The organism is Roseateles saccharophilus (genome assembly GCF_031458095.1).
In the GTDB taxonomy this organism is placed as follows: Bacteria; Pseudomonadota; Gammaproteobacteria; order Burkholderiales; family Burkholderiaceae_C; genus Pelomonas; species Pelomonas saccharophila_A.
Genome location: NZ_JAVDXU010000001.1, coordinates 1,551,130 through 1,577,497, shown reverse-complemented (window position 1 = coordinate 1,577,497; position 26,368 = coordinate 1,551,130). Strand labels below are relative to the sequence as shown.

The following is a 26,368-nucleotide window of genomic DNA, read 5'->3' as shown; positions in this document are numbered from 1 at the left end:
GGGACCGCCATGTCGATGGACCAACTGGAGCAATTGGGCAAGGCCCAGGAGCCGCTCCTCGTCTCGCCCGAAGTCTTCCAGCAGCTCGGCACCATCACCCGCACGCTGCACGACACCATGCAGCGCCTGGGCGTCATGCCCAAGCTGCAGGTGGCCACCGACGGCCTGCCCGATGCGCGCAGCCGGCTGAGCTACATCGCCGAGAAGACGGCGGCCGCCGCCGAGAAGGTGCTGAACTCCGTCGACCAGGCCAAGGCCGAGCACGCCGGTATCAGCAAGGCCACGCAGGAGCTTGCCGCGGCCATCGTGGCCGACCCGGTCCGCGCGGTGGCCAGCGGCGCGGTGATGAACTTCGTCAAGGATGTCGAGAACCGCACCGCGAGCATCGACAACCACCTGACCGACATCATGCTGGCCCAGGACTTCCATGACCTGACGGGTCAGGTCGTCGCCAAGGTCGTCAAGCTCGCCAATGACCTGGAAGACAGCCTCGTCAAGCTGCTGGTGCAGGTCGTTCCGCCCGAGCAGCGCGAAAAGGTCGACCCCAACATCCTGCAGGGTCCGGTCGTGAATCCCGAGGGGCGCACCGACGTCGTCACCAACCAGGGCGAGGTCGACGACCTGCTGGCCAGCCTCGGCTTCTGAGCCGGGCTGCGTCCCACACCAGGCCGGCCGCAGCGCCGGCCTTTTTCATCTCGATTCGAGCATCAGTCGCCTTGGGCTTCGGGCAGCAGCTCCCGGATCACCTGGTTGATCCTGTCCAGGGTCTGCGGCGCCACCTGCATTGAGCAGGCCAGGTAGCGCAACTCGCCGCGCGGCATGTCGGCGAACTCGATGCGCACCAGGGGCAGGGGCGTGAACTCCGGGTCCTTGCGCAGCCAGTTCAGGTCTTCCTCGTCGATCAGCATGTAGTCGACCCGGCGCACCCCCACCATGCGCGCCAGTTGCAGCGGTGCCAGCTGGGCTCGGATGGGCGGCTTGGGGGCGCTGGCGAGGAACTGGTCCAGTTGCTGGCCATAGGAGACGCCGTCCATCAAGCCGGGCTGCAGCGACGCGTCGGCGAACAACTGGGCGACGCGCGTCATCGCGCGGATCTGCCCGGCCGCATTGGCATGGGCCAGCACGACGTGGGGCTTGTCACGGTGGATGGGCAGGGAAAAGCGCGCAAACGCTTCGCGTTCCGGGTTCTTGTACAGGCCGGGCGAGCAGAGCGCGACCTGGTTGGCCTGCAGGTTCTGCAGGGTGCGGCGGATCGGTACCTCGGCATAGCGGGCCTCGATGCCGGCGCGCTTGAGCAATCGGATGGTGCGCTCCATCAGGAAACCGGCCGGCTTGCCGTCCACGGTATGGCTGTAGGGCGGCTTGTCGCGGTATTCGATGGCCAGCGACTGGGCCTGGGCCAGGGCCGCGCCGGCGCAGGACGCGGCGATCACGGCAATCAGGCGGGCAGGACAGCGCATGACCGGCAGATTAACGCCGGCCGCCGGCACCTTGCCACCCCGGCAGCGGCAATCCTGCACACCTGGGGCGGCGGCCGCGGCGCACGGCGCGGAATAGCGGGCCAAGCACCCCGCTTTTCTCGCTCAAGTTTGCGGGGCCGCCTCGAACAATTCGGGTGAGCACCGCCATGGCCGACCACGACGCACAGGACAGAAACCTACCCGCCTCGCCCAAGAAGATCGAAAGATCCCGGCGCGAGGGCCAAGTGCCGCGCTCGCGCGACCTGCCGCATTTCGCCATGATGGTCGCCGGCGGCGCGGCCCTGGCCGCGGGAGGGCCGCAGATCATCGACAAGCTGCGCCAGACCCTGGTCAACGGCCTGCATTTCGACGCCCGCCTGCTGGCCCGGCCGGGCTTCATGGGCGAGCGCCTCATCGAGATGACCCTGGCGTTTGCCGCCATCGCCGGTCCCATCGCGGCCCTGCTGATGGCCGTCGGCATCGCCAGCAACCTGGCCAGTGGCGGTTGGAACTGGACGATGAAGCCGCTGGCGCCCAAGTTCACGCATCTGAATCCTCTGGCCGGCCTGGGCCGCCTGTTCACCGGTCAGGGCTTTGGCGCAGCGCTGAAGGCCGTGCTGCTGGCCCTGGTGCTGGGCGTTGTCGGCGCCATGGTGCTGAAGGACCGCCTGGCGGCCTATGTCGGCATCATGTCCGTGCCCCTGCCTTCGGCCCTGGCCTATGCCGGCCAGCAGCTGATGGGGGGCCTGGGCCTGCTGGCCGTGACGCTGGCGGTGTTTGCCGCCATCGACGTGCCGCTGCAGCGCCAGCTCTGGCTGCGCCGCATGCGCATGAGCCGCGAAGAGGTCAAGCAGGAAATGAAGGAGGTTGAAGGCAACCTCGAGATCAAGGCCAAGGTGCGCGCCAAGATGCGCGAGATGGCCAAGCGCCGCATGCTGGCCGCCGTGCCGCAGGCCGACCTGGTCGTCATGAACCCGACCCACTATGCCGTGGCCCTCAAGTACGAGGAAGGCAAGATGGCCGCGCCCAAGGTGGTCGCCAAGGGCGCCGATCTGCTGGCCATGAAGATCCGCGACCTGGCCAAGGAGAGCAAGGTGCCGGTGCTGCAGCAGCCGGTGCTGGCCCGCGCCCTCTACGCCCACGCCAAGGTCGACCACGAGATCCCCGCCGCCCTGTTCGGCGCCGTGGCCCAGGTGCTGGCCTATGTCTACCAGCTGCGCGCCGCCCTGGCTGCGCGCAATGCCACCCGCCCGGACATGCCCAAGCCGCATGTGCCGCCGGAACTCGATCCGCACAACAAGCCGGGCTGGGCACCGGACCCCGAGGAAGACTTCACGGAGTGAGCGCCGTGAGGCGCCCTGGGCGAGAACAGCCCCGTTTTCCCGCCGTTTCTCCGGCTCAAGTTTTCAGACCCGCCCAGAACAATCACTTCCCAGGTGACCTGGGCCCATGGCCATTGCGCTTCATGCGCCAGATCACGAACACATCGATTCACGCTCCCTTACCGCTGGCCCAGGCCGATTCATGAACCCCTTGATCCAGAAGCTGCAAGGCCTGCTCGGCCCACGCGCCGGCGTCATCGCGGCCCTGGGCGCGCCCATCGCGATCCTGCTGGTGCTGTCGATGATGGTGCTGCCGCTGCCGCCCTTCGCGCTGGACCTGCTGTTCACCTTCAACATCGCCATGGCCGTCATGGTCATGATGGTGGCCGCCCACATGGTGCGTCCGCTGGACTTCGCGGCCTTCCCGACCGTGCTGCTGCTGACCACGCTGATGCGGCTGTCGCTGAACGTCGCCTCCACCCGCGTCGTGCTGCTGCAGGGCCACACCGGCACCGGTGCCGCCGGCAAGGTCATCGAGAGCTTCGGCCACTTCCTGATCGGCGGCAATTTCGCCGTCGGCCTGATCGTCTTCGCCATCCTGGTCGTCATCAACTTCATCGTCGTGACCAAGGGCGCCGAGCGGATCGCGGAAGTTGGTGCGCGCTTCACCCTGGACGCGATGCCCGGCAAGCAGATGGCGGTGGACGCCGACCTGAATGCCGGCCTCATCAACGAGGCCGAGGCCAAGCGCCGCCGCGCGGAACTCTCCGACGAAGCCGACTTCTTCGGCTCCATGGACGGTGCCAGCAAGTTCGTGCGCGGCGATGCGGTCGCCGGCATGCTGATCCTGGTCATCAACATCGTCGGCGGCTTCATCATCGGCGTGGCCCAGCATGGACTGTCCGCCAGCCAGGCCGCCGACAGCTACATCCTGCTGGCCGTCGGTGACGCCCTGGTCGCCCAGGTGCCGGCCCTGCTGATCTCGGTGGCCGCCGCCATGGTGGTGTCGCGCGTCGGCACGGACAAGGACATCGGCAGCCAGATCGGCAAGCAGGTGTTCGGCTCGGCCAAGTCGCTGGCCATCACGGCCGGCGTCATCGGCGCCCTGGGGCTGATCCCGGGCATGCCCCATATCGTCTTCCTGCTGATCGCCGCCGGCCTGGGCTATCTGGCCTACTGGCTGCGCAGCAAGGAGCAGGCCCTGGAGGCCGCCAAGGCCGTCAAGCCCATCATGCCCAGCAGCGAAGGCGCCGGCGAGGCGAGCTGGGAAGACCTGGTGCCGGTCGACACCCTGGGCCTGGAAGTCGGCTACCGCCTCATCACACTGGTGGACAAGAGCCGCGAGGGCGACCTGCTGTCCCGCATCAAGGGCGTGCGCCGCAAGTTCGCGCAGGAGGTCGGCTTCCTGCCGCCGCCGGTGCACATCCGCGACAACCTGGAGCTGCGCCCCAGCCAGTACCGCATCTCGCTGCGCGGCGCCGTCGTCGGCGAGGCCGAGGCCTATCCCGGCATGTGGCTGGCCATCAACCCCGGCCACGCCACGCAAAAGCTCATTGGCACGCCGACCACTGACCCCGCCTTCGGCCTGCCAGCGGTGTGGATCGAGGAACGCCAGAAGGAGATGGCCCAAATGAGCGGGTTTACGGTCGTTGATTGCTCGACCGTGGTGGCCACCCACCTTTCACACTTGATGCAAGTGCACGCGGCCAAGTTGTTGGGCCGCGTGGAGACGCAAGCCCTGGTGGAACACCTCACCAAGCAGGCGCCGCAATTGATCGAAGACGTGATTCCCAGAATGGTCAGCATCGCCACCCTGCAACGCGTGCTCCAGCTGCTGCTGGAGGAGGGCGTGCACGTCCGCGACATGCGCTCCATCGTCGAATGCCTGGCCGAGAACGCCGCCGCCGTCACCGACCCGGTCGAGCTGGCCCGCCGCATCCGCACCCATATCGCGCCGGCCATCGTGCAGCAGATCTACGGCAGCACCAAGGAGCTGGACGTCATCGCGCTGGAGCCCGAACTGGAGCGCCTCGTCACCCAGGCCCTCAATTCGCCGCATGGCGCGGCCCTGGACCCCGGCGTGGCCGACACCCTGGCCCGCAGCGCCGCCGAGACGGCCCAGAAGCAGGAAGACCGCGGCGTGCCCGCCACGCTGCTGGTGCCCGACATGATCCGCGCGCCCATGGCCCGCCTGCTCAAGCGCGCCGCGCCCCGACTCAAGGTGCTCGGCCACAGCGAGATTCCTGAGACCCACACCATCCGCATCGGCTCCATCATCGGAGGCACAGCATGAACGTCCGTAAATTCACCGCCCGCTCCTCGCGCGAGGCGTTGGCCCTCGTCAAGCAGGCCTTCGGTCCCGACGCGGTCGTGCTGTCCAACAAGAACGTGCCGGAAGGCGTGGAAGTGCTGGCCATGGCCCCGGAGGGCATGGGCCAGATCGAACAGATGGCCTCCACGGCGCCGCGCACCCAGGCCCGCCCGCAGGTCGCGCCGCCGCCTACCGTGCCCCAGCAGCCCGCCCCTCGCGCCAGCTTTGCCGACCGCGCCACGCGCCAGGAGCCCAGCTTCGGCAGCCCCGAGGTGCGTGGTGACGTGGAGCAGCTGGCCATGAGCACGCTGTCCTTCCAGGACTATGTGCGCGAGCGCGTGCTGCGCCGCCGCCAGGCCGAGATCAGCGGCCAGCCCGATCCGATCGCACCGGCACCGCAGATCGCCCCGCCGCCGACCCAGCCGGCTGCCGTGTCGCTGGACGCCGCCCGCTTGCAGCGCGAGCGCCGCGCCGCCGAAGCCATGGCCGCCCTGGCGCCCAAGCGTGCCGCGCCGCCGCCCACTGTGCCCCAGGCCCGCCCGATGCCGCCGGTGCTGCGTGACGAGATCCGCATCCCGACCGCCGCTTCGCCGCGCGCCGTGCCGCAGCTGAGCGACATCGGTGGCGTGGAGCCCATGCCCCTGCCGGGCCAGCCGACGGCCAACCAGCGCAACCAGATGGACATGGCCTCCGAGCTGCGCCAGATGCGCGGCCTCATCGAGGAACGCTTCTCGTCCCTGGCCTTCATGGAAAAGCTGCAGCGCCAGCCGGTGCAGGCCCGTCTGACCCAGAAGCTTCTGGAGCTGGGCTTTTCGCCCGCCCTGGTGCGCAAGCTGGCCGAGAGCTGCCCGTCCGACTTCCGCGGCACCACGGCTCAGGAACCGGCCGACGAGACCGCCTGGGCCGCCCATGTGCTGTCGCGCAATCTGCAGACCGACGAGGCCGCCCCGGCCATCGAGGACCGCGGCGGCGTGTTCGCGCTGATCGGCTCCACCGGCGTCGGCAAGACGACGACGACCGCCAAGCTGGCCGCCCACTTCGCCACCAAGTTCGGCGCCAGCCAGCTCGGCCTGATCACGCTGGATGCCTACCGCATCGGCGCCCACGAGCAGCTGCGCGCCTATGGCCGCATCCTCGGCGTGCCCGTGCATACCGCCCACGACCGCGCCTCGCTGGACGACCTGCTGGACCTGCTGTCCAGCAAGAAGCTGGTGCTGATCGACACCGCCGGCATGGCCCAGCGTGACAGCCGCACCCAGGAGCTGCTGGAGATGCTGGCTCATCCCAGCATCAAGAAGCTGCTCGTCATCAACGCCGCCCAGCAGGGCGAGACGATTGAAGACGTCGTCACCGCCTGGAAGGGCGCCGCCTGCGAAGGCGTCGTGCTCAGCAAGATCGACGAAGCCGTCAAGCTGGCCCCGGCCCTGGACACCCTGATCCGCCACAAGCTCAAGGTGCTGGGCGTGGCCAATGGCCAGCGCGTGCCGGAAGACTGGCACCGCCTGCCCAGCGTCGCCCTGGTGCAGCGCGCGCTCAAGGGCGCCGCCTCGGGCGCCTGGCGCATGGACAACACCGACGTCAACCTCATCTTCGCCGGCGCGCCGCTGACCGAAGGCATGAGGGCCGTCCACTGATGTCGCGCGAAATGCCGCAAGACCAAGCCCACGGCCTGCGCCGCCTGTTCGCGGCCTCCAAGACCCGCTTCGTGCCGGTCGTCAGCAACCCGCGCGTCATGGGCGCCGGGGCGCTGCTGGAAGGCCTGTGCACGGCCTTCGCCGAGCTCAACCTGACCACCCTGGTGGTGGATGCCGGCGAGCATTCGCCCAAGCCGTCCGAGCTGGCCAGCGTGGACCTCTCCAACTGCATCGAGCGGCTGTCGCCCAAGGTGTCCTACCTGGCGGCCCGCGGCCTGCCGCTGCGCCACATCAATGCCCATGGTTCGGCCGCTTCCTTCCTGGAGGCCGTGGCCGATGCCGCGCCGGATGCCGACGTCATCCTGCTGCACGCTCCGGCGGCCGAACTGGCGCGCGTCGTGGCCCTGCGCGAGGTGCGCCCGCTGCTGCTGGCCGATACCGAGCCCGCCAGCGTGACGGAAGCCTATGCCGGCATGAAATGGCTCACACAACGGGCCGGGCTGATGGTCTACAGTCTGCTCATGGCCTGCCACCCTCAGCTGCGCGTGGCCACCCGCATCGCGCAACAGCTTCACTCCTGCGCCGACGGCTTCCTCGGCGCGGTCCTGCGCGACTGGGCCTGCCTGGACCCGAGAGCTTCCCAGAACGCACCGCTCACACCCGAGCTGCGCCATCTCGCCCGCGAGCTGCTGCTTGCGGCTCCCCCGGGAGCGGCCGTCGACGCCGCCTCCGACGCGACTCCGCTGCGCCCGGCGCGCAGCCTGTCTAGCCCCCTCGTTGCAGCGCATTGAACTCGCCGGAGTCCACCATGTACACGCCCAAAGGCCGCCTCGACAACAGCACGCTGATCAAGCAGTACAGCCCGCTGGTCCGACGCCTGGCGCACCAGATGATCGCCAAGCTGCCGGCCAATGTGGAGGTGGATGATTTGATCCAGGTCGGCCTGATCGGCCTGACCGACGCGCTGTCGCGCTTTGATGCCGAGCAGGGTGTGCAGTTCGAAACGTTTGCGACCCAGCGCATCCGTGGCGCCATGCTCGACGAGCTGCGCGGCGGTGACTGGATGAGCCGCGGCACGCGCCGCCAGCAGCGCGAGATCGAGGTTGCCGTGCACAAGGTCGAGCAGCGCCTGGGGCGTGCGCCGCGCGAGGATGAGATCGCCGCCGAGATGGGCCTGCCGCTGGCCGAATACCAGGAACTGCTCGGCAAGGTGCGCGGCACCCAGCTGGTCTATCTGGAAGACATGTCGGGCGACGACGGCGACCACGATTACCTCGACCGCCACGTGGCCGACGAGAGCGCCAACCCCGTGGCCATGCTGCAGGACCACCGCATGCGCGAGGCCCTGGTCGAAGCGATCAAGAACCTGCCCGAGCGCGAGCAGTTCGTGATGAGCATGTACTACGAGCACGACATGAATCTCAAGGAGATTGCGGCCGTGCTCAAGGTCACGGAGTCGCGCGTCTGTCAGTTGCACAGTCAGTCGATTGCAAGGTTGCGCGTTAAGCTGCGCGATTGGTAATCCACGGGGCCACTTCTTGCCGAGCCCCGGCCAATCAGCGGGGACAAATGCATGTTCAAGTGGCCCAAGCGCGGTGGCTCGTCCACCGCCATCCCTCACGACGAGCCCTACCGGCGTGAGGACAGCGCGGCGCTGAATGTCGTCAAGCGGCTGGCCCGCTCCATTTCGACCGTGGGCAAGGATGCCGCTGAAGTGCGCGGCGCCCTGGAAGACACCCAGCGCATCGTGCAGGCTCAGAGCCAGGCCATGCAGGCCCTGGCCCAGCAACTCAACCAGATCGGTCAGGCCCAGGCCGCCATCGCCAACGCCACGGCGCAAAGCGCCTCGGCCGTGCAGCGCGCCCGTGGCGCCCTGGGCGTCGTCGGCGGTGAGGTCGTCGGCATGGCGACCACGCTGGCCCAGGTCTCCGACGCGGCTGCCGAGATCACCAAGATTTCCCTGCAGACCCGCCTGGTCGCCTTCAATGCGGCCGTCGAGGCCAAGCACGCCGGCGATGCCGGTCGCGGCTTTGCCGTCGTCGCCGAAGCCGTCAAGGCACTCGCCGGTCAAGTGGAGGCCTCTTCCAAGGCCATCGTCAGCGCCATCGCCAGCCTGCAGGAACGCATTGACCGCTTCAGCGCCGAGCTGACGGAGAACCCGGCCAAGCCCAGCCAGATCCACGCCGCCTTCCATGAGGTCGAGCAGGACGTGCAGCGCATCTCGGTGTCGGCCGGCGAGAGCGGCCAGCAGATGAGCCTGCTCAACGAGCGCGCCCATGAACTCGAGCGCGAGGTATCCGAGGCCACGCATGGCCTCAAGGTGGCTTTCGACGGCAGCGACCGTTTCCTGCGCATGTCGGAGGAGCTGGTCGAGCAGATCGCCGAGAGCGGCGTCGAGGTCGACGACATGCCCTTCATCCGCGCCGCCCAGGCCGCCGCCGACGAGATCGCCGGCCTGCTGGAGGACGCGTTGAAGAGCGGCCAGATCAGCGAGGCCGACCTTTTCGATCAGAACTATCGTCCCATCGAGGGCACCTTGCCGCAGCAGCACACCACGCGCTTCTGCCAGCTGACCGACCGCCTCTTCCCCGCCGTGCAGGAGAAGGCGCTGGGATTCAGCGACAAGGTGGTGTTCTGCATCGCCGCCGATCGCAACGGCTATATCGCGACGCACAACCGCAAGTACTGCCAGCCGCAACGGCCCGGCGACACGGTCTGGAACACGGCCAACAGCCGCTACCGCCGCATCTTCAACGACCGCACCGGCCTGGCCTCGGCGCGCAACAGCCGGCCATTTCTGCTGCAGACCTACCGCCGCGACATGGGCGGCGGCCGCTTCGTCATCCTGAAGGAGGCGACGGCCCCCATCATGGTCAAGGGCAAACACTGGGGCGGCCTGCGCCTGGCGTTCAATTTCTGATCGAGGACTTGATCTCCTGATTCAGCAGCTCCAGCCAGGCATCCGCCTGGGGATGGTTCTTGCTGATGGCCATGAAGGTCGGCTTGACCTCCAGCGCCGTCTGCCAGCGGATGGTCCCGGCCAGTCCGGGCTGGCGGGCGAGCTGGTATTCGAACGTGGCACGCTCCGAGAACACCGCGTCGACGCGGCCCAGGCTGAGCATTTCCAGCCCCGGGCGCGGATCGATCAGTTCGTGCAGCTTGTAGCGGCCGGTGGTCAGCTGTGGCGGCAGGTAGGAGCCGCGCTGGTAGGCCACGGTGGCATCCAGCGGCAGCGGCGCCTTGCGCTCACTGCGCACGAAGAAGCCGAGCTGCATGCGCGCCACCGGCAGCGAGTAGCGGAACAAGGCGTCGCGCTCCTCGTTGCGCCACATCGTCATCAGCATGCAGTCGCCGTTCTTGGCCAGCGCAAAAGCGCGTACCCAGGGGACGTGCTGGGTCTGCACGGTGAGGCCGGCGGCCGTGAAGGCCCGGCGGGCGAGGGCGGTCAGGCTGCCACCATCGGGCAGTTCGACGCTGACATAGGGCGGGAAATCGGTCATGCACAGCGACACCGTCTGCGCCTGTGCCGCTGTCACTGACAGGGCCAGACAGGCGATGGCGGCAGCCAGACGGAGGGTGGAGGCGAGGGGCTGGCGATTCATGCGGGATGGCGCTCAGAACTGCCTAGTCAGCCCGCCAGCATCCGGCAATGCGAGAGAACGTTGGCTGCCGTGTGTTTTGCCGCGCCACCTCACTCGGCGATGCAGGCCCTGTTCTTGCCGGTGTGCTTGGCCTCGTAGAGGGCCACGTCGGCGCGGTCCAGCGCCGCCTCCAACGTCTCGCCGGGGCGATACAGCGTCACGCCGGCTGAGAAGGTCACGAACACGTCCTTGCCTTCATGGTTGAAGAGGGCGGACGACAGCGAACGCTGCAGCCGCACCAGCACCTGCTGGGCCTCGTCCAGCGGCGTGTTGGGCAGCATCAGCACGAACTCCTCGCCGCCATAGCGCGCCACCATGTCGCCGGGGCGCAGCGAGGCCTGGGTGCGCTCGGCCAGCGACTTCAGCGCGATGTCGCCGGCATGGTGGCCCAGGCTGTCGTTGAGCTTCTTGAAGTTGTCGATGTCCAGCAGGGCCAGGGCGACGCGGGTGGACTCCCGCTCGGCCTTGGCCTGCTCGATGCCGAAGGCCTGGATGAGGCCGCGGCGGTTGGCGACCTGGGTCAGCTGGTCGGTATGGACCTCGTTGGACAGGCGGCGCAGCTCGGTCTCCAGCTCGTCGACGCGCTGGGTCAGGGCGCTGGCCTTGTCATGCTCGAGCGTCAGCCGCTGCTGGGTCTGCGCCACCAAGCCCTGCACGCTGCGGCTTTCCTCGACCATCTCACGCACGGTGCCGGCCAGGCTTTCCAGCGAATCGGCGTGCTCGATGGCCTCGGCATAGCGCCCGACATTGTTCTGGAAGCGGTCGGTGTGCTGGCCCAGTTCACCCAGCTCGTTGAGCATGCGCTGGATCAGCCCCTTGAGCGCATCGCGGGCCTTGGAGCGCTCGTCGCGCAGGGCGCGCTGGCGCTCGCGCGTGCCGGTCAGCAGCTCCGACACCGTGCGCACGCCGCGGCCGGACAGGCCCTGGGCCAGGGTGTTGTTCATGGCCTCGGCCTGGCCGCGGGCCCAGGAGTCGTCCTCGGCGAGGTCGACCAGGCTGGCGCTCAGCTCGCGGCACAGGCCGCCGAGTTCGTCGAAGAGATGGCGGCGGTGGTCCAGCAGGTGGCGGGCGCGCAGGCAAAGGGCCGCCATCTGGGTGGCGCGTTCGGGGCTGGCACCCTGGGCCTTCAGCTCCGCCTGGGCGGCGTCCAGTTCGCGCATCAGCGCGTCGGCCGGCGTCGCCTCGGTCTGTGGCGAGCGCAGCGCATGGCGCACGGTGCCGTTCAACTCGCTGCTGACATCGGCCCAGTGCGGACTGGTGTCGACCACAGGCGCCGGCGCGGGCGAGTCGCGCAGGCCGGTGCGGCTGAGTTCGCCGAATCCCGTGCTCTCCCTGAAGCCGGTTTCGGTGAAAGTGCTCTCGGAGAAGAACTGGCTGGGCGTGCCGCCTTCCTCGTCGGTCTCGACGCCACTGCCGTCGCCGTCCTTGTCCCAGCTGGCGACAAGCTGGCCGAGGCGCTTGACGAGCTTGCCGCTGTCGCTGCGGCCCAGCTCCAGCACGCGGCTGACGCCGTCCTTCTTGCGCGCCAGCGTCCAATGCTTGCCACCGCGCTCCAGGCCACGCACCAGGCGCTCGATGGCCTGGGCCAGGGCCTCGGCCTGGGCCGCGGGGCCGGCCACGTCCAGCAGCTTGTCAACCTGGCGTTGCAGCTCGTCCAGCTTCTGATCGCGCAGGGCCGTCTGCAGGTCCTGGCGCGTGCTGCCGCTGGGCAGGGCCAGGCTGATGAGCTTGGACATCAGCTGCTGCAGGCGCTCGGGCACGGCGCTGTTGGCGGCCGCCGGGGCCGGCTCGCCACCGCCTTCGATGGCGTAGGCGCGGGCGTAGTTCTCGGGCGTGGGTTCCAGGCGGGCCTGGGCCAGACGTTGCAACGCCGCCTTGGCGATCTGAGCCGGCGGGAGCTGGCTGCGCATTTAGCGTTGTCCGCGCGAAGCGATGTCGGAGGCGCCGTCGGCCTGCGTGATCCACGGCGCCTTGCGCGGCAGCACGGTCTGGGCGATCCAGCGCTCCAGCTCGTCGGCCGGCAGCGGCTTGCTGAACAGAAAGCCCTGCATCAGCGAGCAGCCCAGGCGGTGCAGCACTTCCATCTGGCGCAGCGTCTCGACACCCTCGGCGATGACGCGCAGGCCCAGGGCCCGTGCCAAGGCGATGATGGCCGTGACGACGGCCGAGCTCTGCGGCGTGATGCCGAGGTCGCGCACGAAGGTGCGGTCGACCTTGACTTCCGAGATCGGCAGCGTGGTCAGGTAGGCGAGGGACGAATAGCCGGTGCCGAAGTCATCGATGGAGATCTCGACGCCGACCTCGTTCAGACGGTGCAGGGACGGGATGACGTTCTGCAGGTCCTTCATCAGGTTGTTTTCGGTGATCTCGAGCTGGATGGAGCGGTGCGGCACGCCATAGGCGCTGACGCATTGGTGGATGTGCTCGACGAGATCGGTGCGCTCGAACAGCCGGCTGGGCAGGTTGACGGCGATGGAGTCGCTGAAGCCGAACTGCAGCGACCACAGCTTGGCTTGGCGGGCCGCTTCCTTCAGCGCCCACTCGGACAGTGGCACGATGAGGCCGGTTTCCTCGGCCAGCGGGATGAAGTCGGCCGGCGGCACCAGCACATTGCCGCGCTGCCAGCGCATCAGCGCCTCGGCGCCCACCATGCGGGCGGCACGCACGTCGATCTTGGGCTGGTAGTGCAGCACGATCTCGTTGCGCTCCAGCGCCTTGTGCAGGGCCGACTCCAGTTCCAGCTTCTGCTTGCCGTGACCGGCCAGCTGCGGCGAGTAGACGGCCGAGGCATTGCGGCCCTGGCTCTTGACCGCATACATGGCCACGTCGGAATTGCGCAGCAGGTCGGCCATGGTCTGGCCGTCGCGCGGGTACAGCGCAATGCCGACGCTGGCCGTGACGAAGCATTCCTGCCCGCCGACGAAGATGGGCTCGCGCAGGGCATCCAGCACACGCTGGGCGACGCGCTCGGCATCGCGCTCGTCGGCCACCTCAGGCAGCAGGGCGACGAATTCGTCGCCGCCCAGGCGGCCCACGGCCTCCAGGCCGCGGTGGCTGCGGTTGCCCATGCCGTCCAGCACGCCTTCCAGGATCTGGTCGGAATGGCGCACGCAGCTGCGCAGGCGCCGGCCGACCTCGACGAGGAGCTCGTCGCCGGCCGCATGGCCCAGGGTGTCGTTGATGACCTTGAAGCGGTCCAGGTCGATCAGCAGCAGGCCGACCTCGTGCCCGCCGCGGCGAGCGCTTTCAATGGCGCGCTCGACGCGGTAGATCAGCTGGCGGCGGTTCGGCAGGCCGGTCAGCGCGTCGAAATGGGCCAGCTGGCGGATGCGGTCCTCGGCCTGGCGGCGGTCGGTCACGTCCTGCAGGATGCCGGTATAGCCGCTGACGGCGCCCTGCTCGCTGAACTCGGGCTCGGCCTCGATGTGGACGACGCGCTGGCGGCCATCGGGCAGGATCAGCGGCAGGTCGGTGACCAGCACCGAGGTGTGGGCGATGACGTCGCGCAGCAGGCGCAGGAAGACATGGCGGTCGTCGGACGGCACCATGCGCATGACACCGATGAAGTCCAGGCGGTCCTGCGGGCCGCGACCGAAGACGCGCAGGCCCTCGGCGGAGATGGCGAAGCTGGCGGCGGTGTCGCGCCACCATTCGAAGCTGCCCATGCGGGCCAGATCCTGGGCGCGGGCCAGCTTGGCCTTGCTGCGCTCCAGTTCCAGCCGCGTGCGCGAGCTGCGCAGCAGATAGCGCAGCCGGCCGTCCAGCAGGCTCCATTGCGGCGACTTGACGAAGAAGTCGGTCGCGCCGGCCTGGTAGGCGCGGTTGATGGATGCCTCGTCGTCCAGGCCGGTCAGCATCAGCACGGGCAGGGATTCGAAACCGGGCGTGGCGCGCAGCAGCGAGCAGGTCTCGAAGCCGTCGAGTTCGGGCATCAGCGCGTCCAGCACGACGACGTCGGGCGTGCGCGTGGACAGCAGACCCAGGGCCTCGCTGCCGCTGGGGGCTTCGGTGACTTCAAAGCCGCGCTCCCGCAGCGCGGCGGCGGTCAACAGCAGGTTGACCTCGTCATCGTCCACCAGCAGCACGCGCGGGCGCGGCGGCAGATCGTCGAGGGCTTGACCGGTGGGCAGCATGGGGCTGGGTGTCAAAGCAGCGCGGCCAGAGCCGTGCGTACCTGTTGGATGTCTTGGAGCATAGCGTCCAACTGCTCGGAAAGGCCTTCCACGCGGCCGTCGCGGGCCATGGTCTCGATGTCGGCGCAACGGGCCGACAGCGCCATCGCACCGAGGCTGGCCGACGAGGACTTCAAGGTGTGGCTGACATGGCGCACGACGGCCAGGTCGGGCGTGGCGCCTTCACGGGCGCGGGCGAGGTCGGGCAGCAAACGATCCAGTGAGTTGGAGAAGGCGGCCACAACGCGCTCCAGCAGCTTGTTGCCACCACTCGGGTCGAGTTCCCGCAGGCGACGGATCGCCTCGGGGTCGAGCAGGGCTGCGGGTTCTGGGGCGGTCATGAACAGGTCTGCGGGTCAAGGACTCGGCATGCCTAAATGTATCTCGGGTGGGAGGGGTACCAAACGCGAAGAAATGCACACATTCAGCCGCGCACGCTGTGGTTATTGACATCGGGCCACACAGGGCTTGCCCAGGGCCTGGGGCCGTGGAAGCGCTGCCTACAATGAAGCGCATGAACAGCCTCAGCGACGACAGCGCGCTCCCGTCGCGCCGCCAGGAGCGACGACTGCCGATGCGGCTGCTGATGCTGGCGCTGGCCACGGCCTCCATCCTGATGCTGGTGCTGGGCGGCCTGGTGGTGCTGGCCCTGATGCGGGTGTGGGGGGGCGAGGTCGGCCTCGTGCATGCCGCCCTGGTCCTGACGGCTTTCTTCACCGGAGTCCTGGTCCTCGTCGCGGCGGCCCTGGGCTGGCATGCCGGCGTGCGGCTGACGCGCCAGCGCCTGTCCGAACCGCTGCGCGAGGCGCGCCAGCAGATCCTGATGCAGGCCCAGCTGCAGCGCGACTGGCAATGGGCGACGGACGCCGAGCACCGCTTGGTGCGCTGGCAGGCGCCTCAGGGTGCGCCGTCGTCGAGCTGGGTAGGCGCTGGCTTCAGCACCCAGCAGCTCTGGGACCGCTTCGAGGCCGCCGAACCCACCGCCCAGCTGCGCGAGCGCCTCGCCGTCCACCAGCCCTTCGCCGACCTGCTGCTGACGGCGGCGGACGGCGCCGCGAAATGGCGGCTGCGTGGTCTGCCCTGCATCGATTCCCAGGGCCATTTCGCCGGCTATCTGGGCACGGCCCAGCCTGGGGAGCCGGAGGCTGCGACGCCGGCGCCGCAGCCGGCTCAGGCCGCCGACCTGACTGCCGAGCACGAATCCTTCAGCTACACGGTCTCCCACGACCTGCGCGCACCGCTGCGCGTCGTCGAGGGCTTTGCGCGCATCCTCAAGGAAGACTACGGCGCCCGCCTGGATCGCGTCGGCAACGACCACCTCGACCGCGTCATGAGTGCCGCTGCGCGCATGAACAGCATGATCGACGCGCTGCTGTCGCTGAGCCAGCTGTCCACCCGGCCGCTGGCCTGCCAGCCCGTCAACCTGTCGCAGCAGGCCGGCTATGTGATGGAAGAGATCCGCCGCAGCGCGCCGCAGCGCGAGCTGGTGCTGGACATCGAGCCGGGCATGACGGTGCAGGGCGACCCGACGCTGCTGCGCATGGTGCTGGAGAACCTGCTGGGCAACGCCTGGAAGTACAGCGGCAAGGTGCCGCAGACCGAGATCAGCTTCGGCAGTGTGCAGCAAGGCGGCCGGCGCGTCTTCGTCGTCTCGGACAACGGCGCGGGCTTTGACATGCGCTTTGCCGAGCGCCTGTTCGGCGTCTTCCAGCGCCTGCACAGCGCCAGCGACTTCCAGGGCACCGGCGTCGGCCTGGCCCTGGTGCGCCGCATCATCCGCCGCCATGGCGGCGACATCTGGGCCGAGTCTGCCGTCGGCGAAGGCTCGCGCTTCTATTTCACCTTGGGCTGAGTCGGCCCCTCGCCCAGGCTTGCCTGCTGAACGCTGGCAAGCACATCGCCAGAGCGGGCCGGCTAGGTGAACTGGAGTCGGACACCAGCAGTCCCTGCGGACTGCTTGTGCCTACGCAAGGCCATGGGCCTCTGGCCCATGGCAGGCCCGGCGCTCGGCCCGCGGACGGGCACTACGGCCGCGCAGTGCGTCAGCGCGCGCCGGGGCGCGCCAGCAGCTCGAGCGCATCGACGATGCGCCGCGCCTGCTCGGGCAGGCTGTGGCCATCGGCCGAAGCCAGGCTCATCAGCCGCGCCAGGGCCTCGTCGCGCGGCAGCGAGTAGCGGTGCATCAGCACGCCGACGGCCAGCGCCGTCATGTCCAGTGCGGGCAGCTCGGACGGGGCCTCGAAGGCTTCGGCCATTGCCGCCGGGGCGGCCGCCGGGGCCGTAGGGACTGGCGTCGTCGAGCGCGCAAAGGCGGCTTCGACGGCGGGCACGATCTGCGAGATGTCCAGCGGTTTGACGAGGTAGGCGACGGCGCCCAGCTCCTTGACCTTGGCCACCGTCGCTTCATCGGCGAAGGCGGAAAGGAACATGAAGGGTGTCTGCAGGTATTCGCGCAGATAGGCGGCCACGTCGAAGCCGGTCAGGCCTTCCATGCGGATGTCGAGCAGGGCCAGTTCGGGCCGGTGTTCACGGGCCAGCAGGATGGCGTCGTCGCCGTTGTCGGCGTCGATGACCTCGAAGCCGGCCTGCGTGAGCCCATAGCTCAGCGTCGCCAGCACCAATCTGTCGTCATCGACGACCAGGATCTTGCCCTTGCTCACCGTGCCCCTCTATCCAGAACTTGGTTTTGTGGCCGGATTGTGAACCACGCTGGGCGGAATCAGTTCCAGGCGGCAGACCACGTCTTCGCCCTGCTGTTCCAGGCTCAGGATGGCGCTGCGCCGGGGTAGCAGGGCGCGCACCAGGCCCAGGCCCGATACGCCGCTCCTGACGTTCTGCAGCAGGAAACCTTGGGGCAGGTGGCCGGGGTTGGCGATCTCGACGGTGACGCCGGTCGTGTCGCAGATCAACTGGCAGCGCACCTGGGCTTCGTTGCTGTGCTTGAGCGCGTTGCCCAGCAGCTCGTTGAGGCTCAGTGCGATGGGGATGGCCTCGGCTTCGGGCAGGCACCAGTCGTTCAGCAGCGCGCCGCCCTCAGCCGTCGTGGTCAGGACGCGGCCCTGCATTCGCTGCACCGAGCCGACGATGGCGTCGAACACGCGCTTGAGCACCAGTGGCCCCGCGGCGCCCACCTGCAGGCCGTAGACCTGGGCGATGGCCTGCACCTGGCCGACAGCCTCCTTCAGCACCCCCGCCACCTCGGGGCGGCGCGCGGCGATCTGCTGCAGCAGGCCGGCCACGCCCTGCAGGTTGTTCTTGATGCGGTGGTGCACCTCGCGCACCAGCAGCTCGCGCTGCGAGATGGCGGCCTGCAGCCGGGCCTGCTCGGCGGCGCGCTGCTCGGTCACGTCGCTGGCGACGAGCAGCAGCAGTTCGGGCGTGTCGTCGCCGCCGACGCCGGCGAGGTGCAGCAGCCGGGCGTCCCAGATGCGGGTCGAGCCGCCTGCCGGCACGTGGTATTCGCGCTGCACGACGGTCTGGGATTCCAGCGCCTCGCGCATGTCGGCCACCACCTGGGCGCCCTGTTCGTCGCCGAAGAGCTGGGCCGGCGTGCCGCCCAGCATGGCCGCCTCGGGCCGGCCGGCCAGCGTCGCCGCGGCGTGGTTGAGCTTGACGATGCGCAGGCTTTGGGCCTCGTGCAGGGTGATGGCCAGCGGCGCGCCTTCGATGATGCGGGCCAGCGAGGCCTGGGCCAGCCGGCTCTGGGCCTCGGCCTGGCGGCGGCGGTCGATGTCCAGCAGCGCATAGGTGGTCTGCCAACTCGTGACGCCCGGGCCGTCCTCGCGGGGCGTCTGCACCGCGTTGCCGATGACCCAGAACTCGCGCCCGTCGCGGCCGCGCAGCCGGCATTCGAAGACGTCGCTGCCGGGCTCGGCGTGGAAGGCATGCTCGTCGTCTTCCGGCGCCAGCACGCCCATGGGCTGGCCCAGCACGTCTTCGAGCTCGCAGCCGAACATGCGCCGGGCGGAGCGGTTCATCCACTCGATGCCCTCGGGGCCGACGGTGACGATGCCCACCAGCACCGAGTCCAGCACGGCGCGCTCGCTTTCGGCGCGCAGCAGCAGGGCGTTCTCGGCCTGCGCCTGGGCCGTCACGTCCAGCGTGACGACCGAGGTGGAGCGCCGCCCGCCGGCCAGCAGCCCCGGCGCCACGCGCGTCAGCAGCCAGCGCCGGCCGAGTTCGGGGTGGCGCACGGCATAGCGCACCTCGACCGCGTCGCCCTTCTTCAGCGCACGCTGCAGGCGTTCGAATTCGGGCAGGGAGCTGGGCTCGACGATGTCGCGGTTGATGCCCTGCAGTGAGTTCACGGCCTGCTTGGCCCCGGTCTTGAAGGGCGAGCCCTTGCGGTGGGCCTTGAGCCAGCCGGCCTCGGGCTGGAAGGTGGCCAGGCCGACGGCGGCGGTGTCCATCAGCGCGTCCAGCTGCTGGTGGGCGAGGTCGCGCTCATGCAGGGTGCTGTGGTCTTCCAGCACGGCCAGCAGCAGGGCCCGGCCGTTGTGGCGCCACAGCCGCAGCCGGGCCTGCAGCCAGCGCTGCTGGCCCTGGGGATCGACGAACTCGGCCTCGGTGATCAGGGGACCATCCTGCGGGCGCTGGGCCGTCAGCGCCGGCAGCGGCATGCCGCGGTGCCAGCCCAGCAGGGCCTGCAGCAGGTCGGGCAGATCGTTCAGATGACGCGGCGTGCCGGCGTAGAGGGCGGCGAAGGCAGCGTTGTGGCGCAGCAGCGAGCCGCTGGCGGCGTCGGCCAGCAGGGCCGGCAGAGGCAGCAGGGCCAGCCATTCGGCCAGCGGCGGCTCGCTGGGATCGGCCGCGCTGAGGTGGGCATGCAGCAGCCAGTTGGGGCGGTCGCGCAGCAGGTGCAGGGTGGCGCGCTGGCCGTCGGCGAGCTTGAGCGGCGGCGCGGAGGGCGGCGCGCGGCCGGCATCGATGGCATGGCAGGCCTCGCGCAGCCAGCTCTCCAGGCGGGTGCCGGCGGCCTGGCGCAGCAGGCGCCAGCCCTCGGCGGCGTCGGCGCCCAGCCATTCGCGTGCGGCCGGGTTGGCGCGCAGCGCGGACAGGTCGGCCCGCAGCGTCAGCACCGGGTCGCCGACAAGGTCTAGCAGCGCAGCGGAGGCAGGCGGGCCGAACATGGTTCAGCGTGCGTGCGGATGTTCCGTCGGGCCTGGAGCGCTGGCCGAGCGCCGGGCCGCTCCCAAGCCGGCCAGCGGGCGATGTGCTTGCGGCTCAATGCTGCAAGCATCGCCGTCCCTGCGGGGGACCGACTGGGCTTGCCGGCGTTCAGCCGCGGCAAGACCGGGCGAGGGGCCGCAGCTCATTCGAGCTGGGCGGCCTTGTGAAGGGCCCTCAGCACGCAGGCATTGATCTCGCCGGCGCCCAGCATCAGCGCGTCGGCCCGCTCGCGATAGTCGAAGACGCTTTCGGACTCGATGGCCTGCACCAGCTGCAGATAGGGCAGGAAGGGGCCGCTCTCGTCCACCAGGGCCTGGCGCACGCGCTCGGGCACGGGGATGGACGTCAGCAGCTTCTCGAAAGGCTGCTTGAGCATGTGGTCCAGCAGCGAGAACAGGCCGCAGATGAACATCTCGTCGCGCTGCTCGCGGTCTTCGATGCTGGCCGCCAGTTCTTCCATCAACAGGCCACGGCGTACGGCGCCGTACATGATGGGGCGCATGCTGTGGTCCTTGCTGGCCGTCGTCAGCAGCAGGGCCAGCCAGCGCTTCAGCCGGGCGTAGCCGAGCAGCATGATGGCGTGGCGGAAACTGGACACCTCGACCGGCAGGCCGAAGGCCGCCGAGTTCATGTAGCGCAGCAGCTTGAAGGCCAGGCTGGGGTCGCGCTTCAAGGTCTGCTCCAGGCGCTCGACGTCCTCGCCCTCGTCGACGCGCGACATCAGCTCCATGATGACCTGCAGGTCGGCGGCAATCTCGGTCTTGGTGGCGCCGGCAGGGGCTTCGTAGCTGCCGTCCATGGGCCAGCCGATGACGATCTGGGCACCGACCTTGAAGCTGGCGTCGATGGCATCGGCCCCGCGCACGCCGGCATGCACGACGGCAACGCCGGCCGGCCCGGCCTGGCCGGGCTCCAGCACCACCTGCTTGAAGACGGCGGCCACGGCGGCCGGCAGCGGCGCATTGGGCAGGCCCTTGAGCAGGCCGGAATGACCCGCTCCCTTCAGTGCGGCGATAGCGTCGGCATGGGCGGCATCGGCGGCGATGAAGGCCGGCACCTCGATCTGCATCGGCTCGGCCGGCGGCTGGGCCAGCAGGGCGGCCAGCAGTGCCTCGCCCTGGGCGCTGATGACGGCGCCCCCCTTGGGCCAGGTGGCGCTCAGGGCGGCCAGCAGCTCGGCATGGTCGATTCGGGCGTCGGCGCGCAGCGGCACCAGCGTCAGCCGCGTGCCGGCGATGGCGCGCTGGCGATCGATGACCGGGGCATAGCCCAGGGCGACACCGGGCAGGAGGGCGTGGTCGAGAGCAGCAGGGGTGGTGTCAGACATGGCGCGGCGCGGGGCTGGCGGTGAATGCGGCAGTCTGCCATGAGCGCCGCCAGGCCATGGGGATGAATCGTGACCGAATTCATTCGCCGGGTCGACACTCGGGGCATGGCCGAACCCTCCGTCTGCATCCGCCCACAGGGCAGTGCGCCTGGCGTGGAGCGTTTTGAGGCAGTCCTGGCCGGGCAGGGCTTTGCGCCGCATCGGCATGACTGCTATGCCGTGGGCCTGACGCTGAGCGGCGTGCAGCGTTTCCGCTACCGCGGCGCGACGTGGAACGGCCTGCCGGGCCAGGTGCATGTGCTGCATCCGGACGAACTGCACGACGGCGAGCCGGGCACGGCGGCCGGATTCGCCTACCGCATGGTCTATCTGGATCCGGCGCTCGTGGGCGAAGCCTTGGGCGGCGGTGCGCTGCCTTTCGTGGCGACGCCGCTGCTGGACGGGGCCGATCTGTCGCCCTGGGACTTCGCGGCGCCACTGGACGCGCTGGCCGCCCAGGATCTGGTGCTGGCCCTGGCCGGGCTGTTGGCGGCGGCGGCCGGCCGGCCAGGCCCGGGCAGGCGCCTGGAGCAAGCCGCCCTGGCCCGTGTGCGGGAGCGGCTGGCCGCCGAGCCGCAGCGCCTGCCCGCCATGGCGGAGCTGGAGGCCTGCGCCGGCGTGGACCGCTGGACCCTGGCGCGCCAGTTCAGGCTGGCCTATGGGGTCAGCCCCAGCGGCTATCGCGTGCAGCGTCAGGTCGCTCGGGCCCAGGCCTTGATGCGTGCCGGGCTGGCGCTGGCGGCTGTCGCGGCGGAGGCGGGGTTTGCCGACCAGAGCCACTTCACGCGGCAGTTCCGCCGCACGGTCGGCCTCACGCCGGCCCAGTGGCGGGCCGCGCTCGCGCTTCCAGCGCGCAGATGACGGCGGCCATGTCCTCGCGGCCCAACCCGAGGGCTTCGGTGGCGGCGAAGAGCTGCAGACTGTCGTCCAGCAGCGGTGTGGCGGCAGCGGCTCGGGCGGCGGCGTCGGCGACGAGGCGGGCGTTCATCAGCACGTCGCTGATGGCGGCCTGCACGCCGAAATCGCGCCGGACGAGCTTGTCCAGCTTGATGCGCGACACGGCGCTGGCCATGGGGCCCGCGTCCAGCACGGCCCTCAGCAGGTCCAGGTCGACCCCTTGGCGCGCAGCGAAATGCACCGCCTCGGCCAGGCCGGCCACCAGGGTGATCAGGTAGAGGTTGACCGACAGCTTCATGCGCAGCGCGGCGGGTGGCGCGCCGCAGGCGAAGCAGTCCTTGTACAGCGGCGCCAGCAGCTCGCGCACGCGGGCGACGTCGTCGGCGTCGCCGGCCAGCATGCAGACGAGCTGGCCGTTCTCCGCCGGCACGCGGGAGCCGGAGACCGGTGCCTCGACATAACGGCCGCCCGAGGCGCGCACATCGGCGGCCAGGCCTGCGGAGTATTCGGGCGCCGTGGTGCCCATCTGCACGACCGTACGGTCATGGACCAGGCGGCCGAAGTGGGTGGTGCCGCGCATGAGGACGGCGTCGGTGGCCGCTGCATTGGCCAGCATCAGCACGACGGTGTCGGCCTGCGCAAAGACGTCGGCGGCGCTGGCCGCGTGCTGAACGCCCGCCACCCCTTCGAGGGCGGCATTGCCGCTGCGGCTCCAGACCCGCAGCGGCCGGCCCGCGGCCGCCAGTCGGCGCGCCATGGGCAGGCCCATGACGCCAAGTCCGATGAATCCGAGTTCCATTCGCTTCTCCTGCCCGTTCGCGGGCGAGAGGACGCTAGCGAGGCCTGTCTGGCCTGTCTTGAAGGCTTGTGCGGCTTCCGGGTATTTCGGGCCGAGCGCTGGGCCGTCCCCTCGGGGGACCGACTGGCCTTGCCGCGTTCAGCAGGCAAGGCTGGGCGAGGGGCTCCAGTTCAGCCTTGGATGTACTGGAACAGCGTCATGCGCTGGACCATGGCATAGGTCTGCAGGGCGGTCTGGTAGCCGGTCTGCTGGTTCTGGAAGTCGGAGATGCCCTGGACCATGTCGAGGTCCTCGGCGGCGCTCTGCTCTTCCTTGCTGTACTGCTTCAAGGCCGCGAGGCGGCCCTCGGTGCCGTCGAGATTGTTCAGCCGCTCGCCGACCTGGCTGCGCATGCTCTGCATATTGCCCATGACGGCATCGATGTCGCGGATGCTGGCCGTGTTGGCCTGGGTGACCTGGGTGGGCGTGCGCAGCGTCGTGTTGAGGTCGGTGATGGCCTTGTCGATGACGTCGAAGACCTTGAGGCCATTCTTGGAGCCGGCGATGGCGAAGGCATCGCCATCGACCGGGGCGCCGGAGATGGTGACGGCCATGCCGTCGCCGGTGATGGCCTGGCCGGGCTTGAAGGCGCCGCTGGAGACGAGTGCCCCGAGGTCGGTGTCGGTCAGCGTGTAGGTCTGGCTGGGCGTGGTGCCGGCGATGTCGACGCGGTAGTTGTGGCCGGTCAGCAGCTTGGGGTCGATGGTGCGGCCGCTGTCGATCCAGCCCGAGGCGGCCTGGCCGGTGATGCCGTTGACCAGGGGGCCGCCGGTGACGGGGTCGATCAGCTGCACGACGGGCTTGCCGGTCGTGGGGTCGGTCGTCAGGATGCGCGGTGCGGTCTCGAAGCTGCCGTTGCCGCTGCCGGCCTGTTCCCAGGCGGAGCGGCCGTCGAGGGTGAGCTGGAAGTTGTCGAGGTTGCCGGTCTGGATGTTGCCCGGCACGCCGATATAGGAGACGCCGCCGGCCTGGTCCAGGAAGGGCGGCGTCGACGCGCCCTGGCCCGAGAAGATGTAGCCGCCCGAGCCGTCGGGCCGGTTGGCGATGGCCAGCAGCTGGTCGCGGATGCCCTTGAGCTTGGCGGCCAGGCCCTGGCGCTCGGAGTCGGAATAGCTGGCGTTGCCGGCCGCGACCATGGTTTCGCGGGCTTGCTGCAGCAGTTCGTTGGCGTCGCCCAGGGCCGATTCGCCCAGCGTCATGCTGTTGCGGCTGGCTTCCAGCGCGCGCTGGTTGGCCTCGACGCGGCCGATGGAGGCCAGCGCCCGCTCGGCACGCGCGGCGCCGGTGGGGTCGTCGCTGGCCAGGGCGATGCGCTTGCCGGAGGTCAGCTGCTCCTGCTGGTTCTGCATCGTCGTCTGGCGGCGCTGCAGATTGGCGATGGAGGCGTCGAAGAGGTTGGCGGTGGAGAGTCTCATGGCTTACCTCGGGGCCTAGCGCTGCGCAATGCGCATCAGTTCGTCGAAAAGGGTCTGGGCCGTCTGCAGCACCTTGGCGGCCGCCTGGTAGCCCTGCTGGAACTGCATCAGGCGCGAGGCTTCTTCGTCGAGGTTGACGCCGGCCTGGCCGGCGCGGCTGCTCTCGGCGTCGCCGGCGACGCTGGTCGAGACGTCGGACAGATAGTTGGCGCTCTGCACGCGGGCGCCGATGTCGCTCATGGCCGCGGCATAGCTGTCGTTGATGGTCGCACCGGGTGTCAGGCCGCCGCCGGCCAGCGACTGGCGCCCGACGAAGGTCTCGCTCTGGATGTTCAGGAAGGCCTTGGCGTTGCCGTTGTTGGTGGCCGTGTAGATGGTCGGGTCGATGGTGACGCGGTCGCCCTGGCGCGGCACGCCGTTGGTGCGCAGCTCGAAGCCGAGGTCGATGCCGGCGGCCGGCTGGTTGCCGATGGGCTGGCCGGAGCTCCAGCTGCCGGACAGCACCGTGCCGTTGGCCAGCGTCAGCGTGTACAGCACATTGCTCGCATTGGCCGGGTCGGGGCCGCCGAAGTCCAGCGTCATCGGCGCCGTGGTCGGATCGAAGTTCTGGTTGACCGCATAGATGCTGTCGACGCTGAGGGTGCCCTTGTTGGTGATGGCCGCGGAGGCGGTCAGCGGCGAAGCGGCGGCGATGCCGTTCGGGCTGTCCAGCACGCGCTTCATGTTGACGGCGGCGGAGCCGACGGGCTCGATGAGGAAGCTCTCGCCAGCGGCGGGGGGGGCGGGCGTGAAGTTGATGCGAAAGCCATCGATGGTGTCGCCGTCGTTGACGGTGCGCACCAGGCCGTCGGACAGCCGCGTCATCTCATAGACGCCCGGCGTGCTCGACGTCAGCTTGTAGCCGCTGGCCTGCAGCTGGCCGGCGTCGACGATGGTGGCGGCGACGCCATTGGTGAAGCCGCCGCCGGGGTTGCGCTGGTTGGTGGCCGCCGGCAGCACATTGGGCGGGGCGACGCTGAAGATGGCGGCGCCCTTGCCGGGCGGGTTGGACAGATCCAGGCCGAGGGCGTTCTGGTCATTGACCCGTGTGCCGATGGCCGCCGCGAGCTGGCCCAGCATGTTCTTGGCGTCCTGCAGGTCCTTGTTCTGGAAGCTCAGCAGGGCGGTCATGGAGCCGCCGGTCAGCACGCTCTCGTCCAGCGGCCGGTTGATGCCGCCTTCGTTGAGGGAGATCACCGCGCGCGACGGGTCGTAGGCGTCCTGGGCGATCTGCAGCGTCGAGGCCTGGTTGCCGAGCACCAGGCGCTGGCCGCCGCCGATGAAGACGCCGACGGTGTCGTCGTCGGCCGCCAGGGTCGTGACGGCCACGTGCTCGCCGAGCTGGGAGATCAGGCGCTCGCGCTGGTCGAGCAGGTCGTTGGGTGTGTGGCCGCTGCCGCGCGTCTTGGAGATCTGGTCGTTGATGTTGGCGATCTGCTGGGCCAGCTGGTTGACGACGACGACATGGGCCTTGAGGTCGCTGACGACGCCGGACTGCAGGTCGGTGATCTGCTGGCCGGCATTGGAGAAGCGCACCGCCAGCTCGTTGGCGCGGCCCAGGGCCACCTGGCGGGCCGAGGGATCGTTGGGGCGGCTGGCCACGTCGACCATGGAGTTCAGGAACTGGCTGGCCGCATAGCCCAGGCCTTCGGTGCCGGGCGGGAAGATCTTTTCCATGCGCGCCAGCTGCTCGGCGCGGGTGGAGTCGGCCATGGCCGTGGCCTTGGAGCTGGCGGCTTCCTTGGTCAGAAAGTCGTTGTGCGAGCGCACGACGGTTTGCACGTCAACGCCCTTGCCGAAGAAACCGGCGCCGGTGTATTGGCCAGGCGAGGTCGTCAGCACGACGGACTGGCGCGAATAGCCCGGCGTGTTGGCGTTGGCGATGTTCTGGCCAATGGTCTGCAATGCCGCCTGGTTGGCGAACATTGCGCGGGCGCCGAGGGTGAGCAAGCCAGCCATCTCAGTTCTCCGTTCCGCGCACGCGGCAGTTGCGGTGCATCAGATTTGCGGGCCGAGCGCCGGGCCGCTCCCTAGCCGGCCCGCGCGGGCGATGTGCTTGCCGGTCGATCCGGCAAGCATCGCCGTCCCCGCGGGGGACCGACCA

General features: G+C 69.6%; 20 protein-coding genes. 9 read left to right on the top strand and 11 right to left on the bottom strand.

Annotated features, from left to right (window positions below):
• The first annotated feature begins 15 nt into the window (after positions 1-15).
• Complete coding sequence (locus J2X20_RS07305; protein ID WP_310265126.1) at positions 16-645, top strand: protein phosphatase CheZ; 630 nt, start codon at positions 16-18, stop codon at positions 643-645.
• A 62-nt stretch (positions 646-707) separates the two neighbouring features.
• Here J2X20_RS07305 and J2X20_RS07300 read toward each other — a convergent pair whose 3' ends face one another.
• On the bottom strand, positions 708-1,460 hold the full coding sequence (locus J2X20_RS07300) for a substrate-binding periplasmic protein (RefSeq protein WP_310262928.1): 753 nt from the start codon (positions 1,458-1,460) through the stop codon (positions 708-710).
• 155 nt (positions 1,461-1,615) lie between these two features.
• On the opposite strand from J2X20_RS07300, the gene J2X20_RS07295 reads away from it, so the two are divergent.
• The 6 genes from J2X20_RS07295 to J2X20_RS07270 all read left to right on the top strand — a co-directional run bounded on the left by J2X20_RS07295 (position 1,616) and on the right by J2X20_RS07270 (position 9,647).
• Positions 1,616-2,803, top strand: coding sequence for an EscU/YscU/HrcU family type III secretion system export apparatus switch protein (locus tag J2X20_RS07295; protein ID WP_310262925.1), 1,188 nt, complete (start codon positions 1,616-1,618; stop codon positions 2,801-2,803).
• Between the two features lie 181 nt (positions 2,804-2,984).
• On the top strand, positions 2,985-5,075 hold the full coding sequence (gene flhA, locus J2X20_RS07290) for a flagellar biosynthesis protein FlhA (protein ID WP_310262922.1): 2,091 nt from the start codon (positions 2,985-2,987) through the stop codon (positions 5,073-5,075).
• The gene (gene flhF, locus J2X20_RS07285) at positions 5,072-6,727 is read left to right on the top strand and encodes a flagellar biosynthesis GTPase FlhF (RefSeq protein WP_310262919.1); all 1,656 of its coding nucleotides are present in this window, start codon (positions 5,072-5,074) and stop codon (positions 6,725-6,727) included. Before flhA ends, flhF begins: the two co-directional genes overlap by 4 nt.
• Before the next feature lie 11 nt (positions 6,728-6,738).
• The gene (locus tag J2X20_RS07280) at positions 6,739-7,518 is read left to right on the top strand and encodes a flagellar biosynthesis protein (protein WP_310262916.1); all 780 of its coding nucleotides are present in this window, start codon (positions 6,739-6,741) and stop codon (positions 7,516-7,518) included.
• A gap of 17 nt (positions 7,519-7,535) precedes the next feature.
• Complete coding sequence (locus tag J2X20_RS07275) at positions 7,536-8,249, top strand: RNA polymerase sigma factor FliA (RefSeq protein WP_310262913.1); 714 nt, start codon at positions 7,536-7,538, stop codon at positions 8,247-8,249.
• Between the two features lie 51 nt (positions 8,250-8,300).
• Entirely contained in the window at positions 8,301-9,647 is a 1,347-nt protein-coding gene (locus tag J2X20_RS07270; protein ID WP_310262910.1) for a methyl-accepting chemotaxis protein, read from the top strand.
• On the opposite strand, the gene J2X20_RS07265 is transcribed toward J2X20_RS07270, so the two are convergent.
• The 4 genes from J2X20_RS07265 to J2X20_RS07250 form a co-directional block, all read right to left on the bottom strand.
• Entirely contained in the window at positions 9,637-10,329 is a 693-nt protein-coding gene (locus J2X20_RS07265; protein WP_310262908.1) for a substrate-binding periplasmic protein, read from the bottom strand. The two genes, J2X20_RS07270 and J2X20_RS07265, sit on opposite strands and share 11 nt — an antisense overlap.
• An 89-nt stretch (positions 10,330-10,418) precedes the next feature.
• Positions 10,419-12,278, bottom strand: a complete 1,860-nt coding sequence (locus J2X20_RS07260; protein WP_310262905.1) for a GGDEF domain-containing protein — start codon at positions 12,276-12,278, stop codon at positions 10,419-10,421.
• The gene (locus J2X20_RS07255; protein ID WP_310262902.1) at positions 12,279-14,501 is read right to left on the bottom strand and encodes a putative bifunctional diguanylate cyclase/phosphodiesterase; all 2,223 of its coding nucleotides are present in this window, start codon (positions 14,499-14,501) and stop codon (positions 12,279-12,281) included. It lies immediately after the preceding gene.
• An 11-nt stretch (positions 14,502-14,512) separates the two neighbouring features.
• The gene (locus J2X20_RS07250; protein ID WP_310262899.1) at positions 14,513-14,881 is read right to left on the bottom strand and encodes an Hpt domain-containing protein; all 369 of its coding nucleotides are present in this window, start codon (positions 14,879-14,881) and stop codon (positions 14,513-14,515) included.
• Between the two features lie 173 nt (positions 14,882-15,054).
• Between J2X20_RS07250 and J2X20_RS07245 the strand changes: the two genes are divergently transcribed.
• On the top strand, positions 15,055-16,392 hold the full coding sequence (locus tag J2X20_RS07245) for a sensor histidine kinase (protein WP_310262896.1): 1,338 nt from the start codon (positions 15,055-15,057) through the stop codon (positions 16,390-16,392).
• 190 nt (positions 16,393-16,582) lie between these two features.
• Here the strand turns inward: J2X20_RS07245 and J2X20_RS07240 are convergent, their stop codons facing one another.
• The 3 genes from J2X20_RS07240 to J2X20_RS07230 all read right to left on the bottom strand — a co-directional run bounded on the left by J2X20_RS07240 (position 16,583) and on the right by J2X20_RS07230 (position 21,036).
• Complete coding sequence (locus J2X20_RS07240) at positions 16,583-17,200, bottom strand: response regulator (RefSeq protein ID WP_310262893.1); 618 nt, start codon at positions 17,198-17,200, stop codon at positions 16,583-16,585.
• Positions 17,201-17,209: 9 nt separating this feature from the next.
• The gene (locus J2X20_RS07235; protein WP_310262890.1) at positions 17,210-19,669 is read right to left on the bottom strand and encodes a PAS domain-containing sensor histidine kinase; all 2,460 of its coding nucleotides are present in this window, start codon (positions 19,667-19,669) and stop codon (positions 17,210-17,212) included.
• A gap of 182 nt (positions 19,670-19,851) precedes the next feature.
• Positions 19,852-21,036, bottom strand: coding sequence for an EAL and HDOD domain-containing protein (locus tag J2X20_RS07230; RefSeq protein WP_310262886.1), 1,185 nt, complete (start codon positions 21,034-21,036; stop codon positions 19,852-19,854).
• 105 nt (positions 21,037-21,141) lie between these two features.
• Between J2X20_RS07230 and J2X20_RS07225 the strand changes: the two genes are divergently transcribed.
• Positions 21,142-21,936: an AraC family transcriptional regulator gene (locus tag J2X20_RS07225; protein WP_310262883.1), complete on the top strand. Its 795-nt coding sequence runs from the start codon at positions 21,142-21,144 to the stop codon at positions 21,934-21,936.
• Here J2X20_RS07225 and J2X20_RS07220 read toward each other — a convergent pair.
• The 3 genes from J2X20_RS07220 to flgK form a co-directional block, all read right to left on the bottom strand.
• Entirely contained in the window at positions 21,887-22,771 is an 885-nt protein-coding gene (locus J2X20_RS07220; RefSeq protein WP_310262880.1) for an NAD(P)-dependent oxidoreductase, read from the bottom strand. The genes J2X20_RS07225 and J2X20_RS07220 overlap by 50 nt on opposite strands.
• A 170-nt stretch (positions 22,772-22,941) precedes the next feature.
• The gene (gene flgL, locus J2X20_RS07215; protein WP_310262877.1) at positions 22,942-24,225 is read right to left on the bottom strand and encodes a flagellar hook-associated protein FlgL; all 1,284 of its coding nucleotides are present in this window, start codon (positions 24,223-24,225) and stop codon (positions 22,942-22,944) included.
• A 15-nt stretch (positions 24,226-24,240) separates the two neighbouring features.
• Positions 24,241-26,223: a flagellar hook-associated protein FlgK gene (gene flgK, locus J2X20_RS07210; protein WP_310262874.1), complete on the bottom strand. Its 1,983-nt coding sequence runs from the start codon at positions 26,221-26,223 to the stop codon at positions 24,241-24,243.
• Positions 26,224-26,368: the final 145 nt, after the last annotated feature.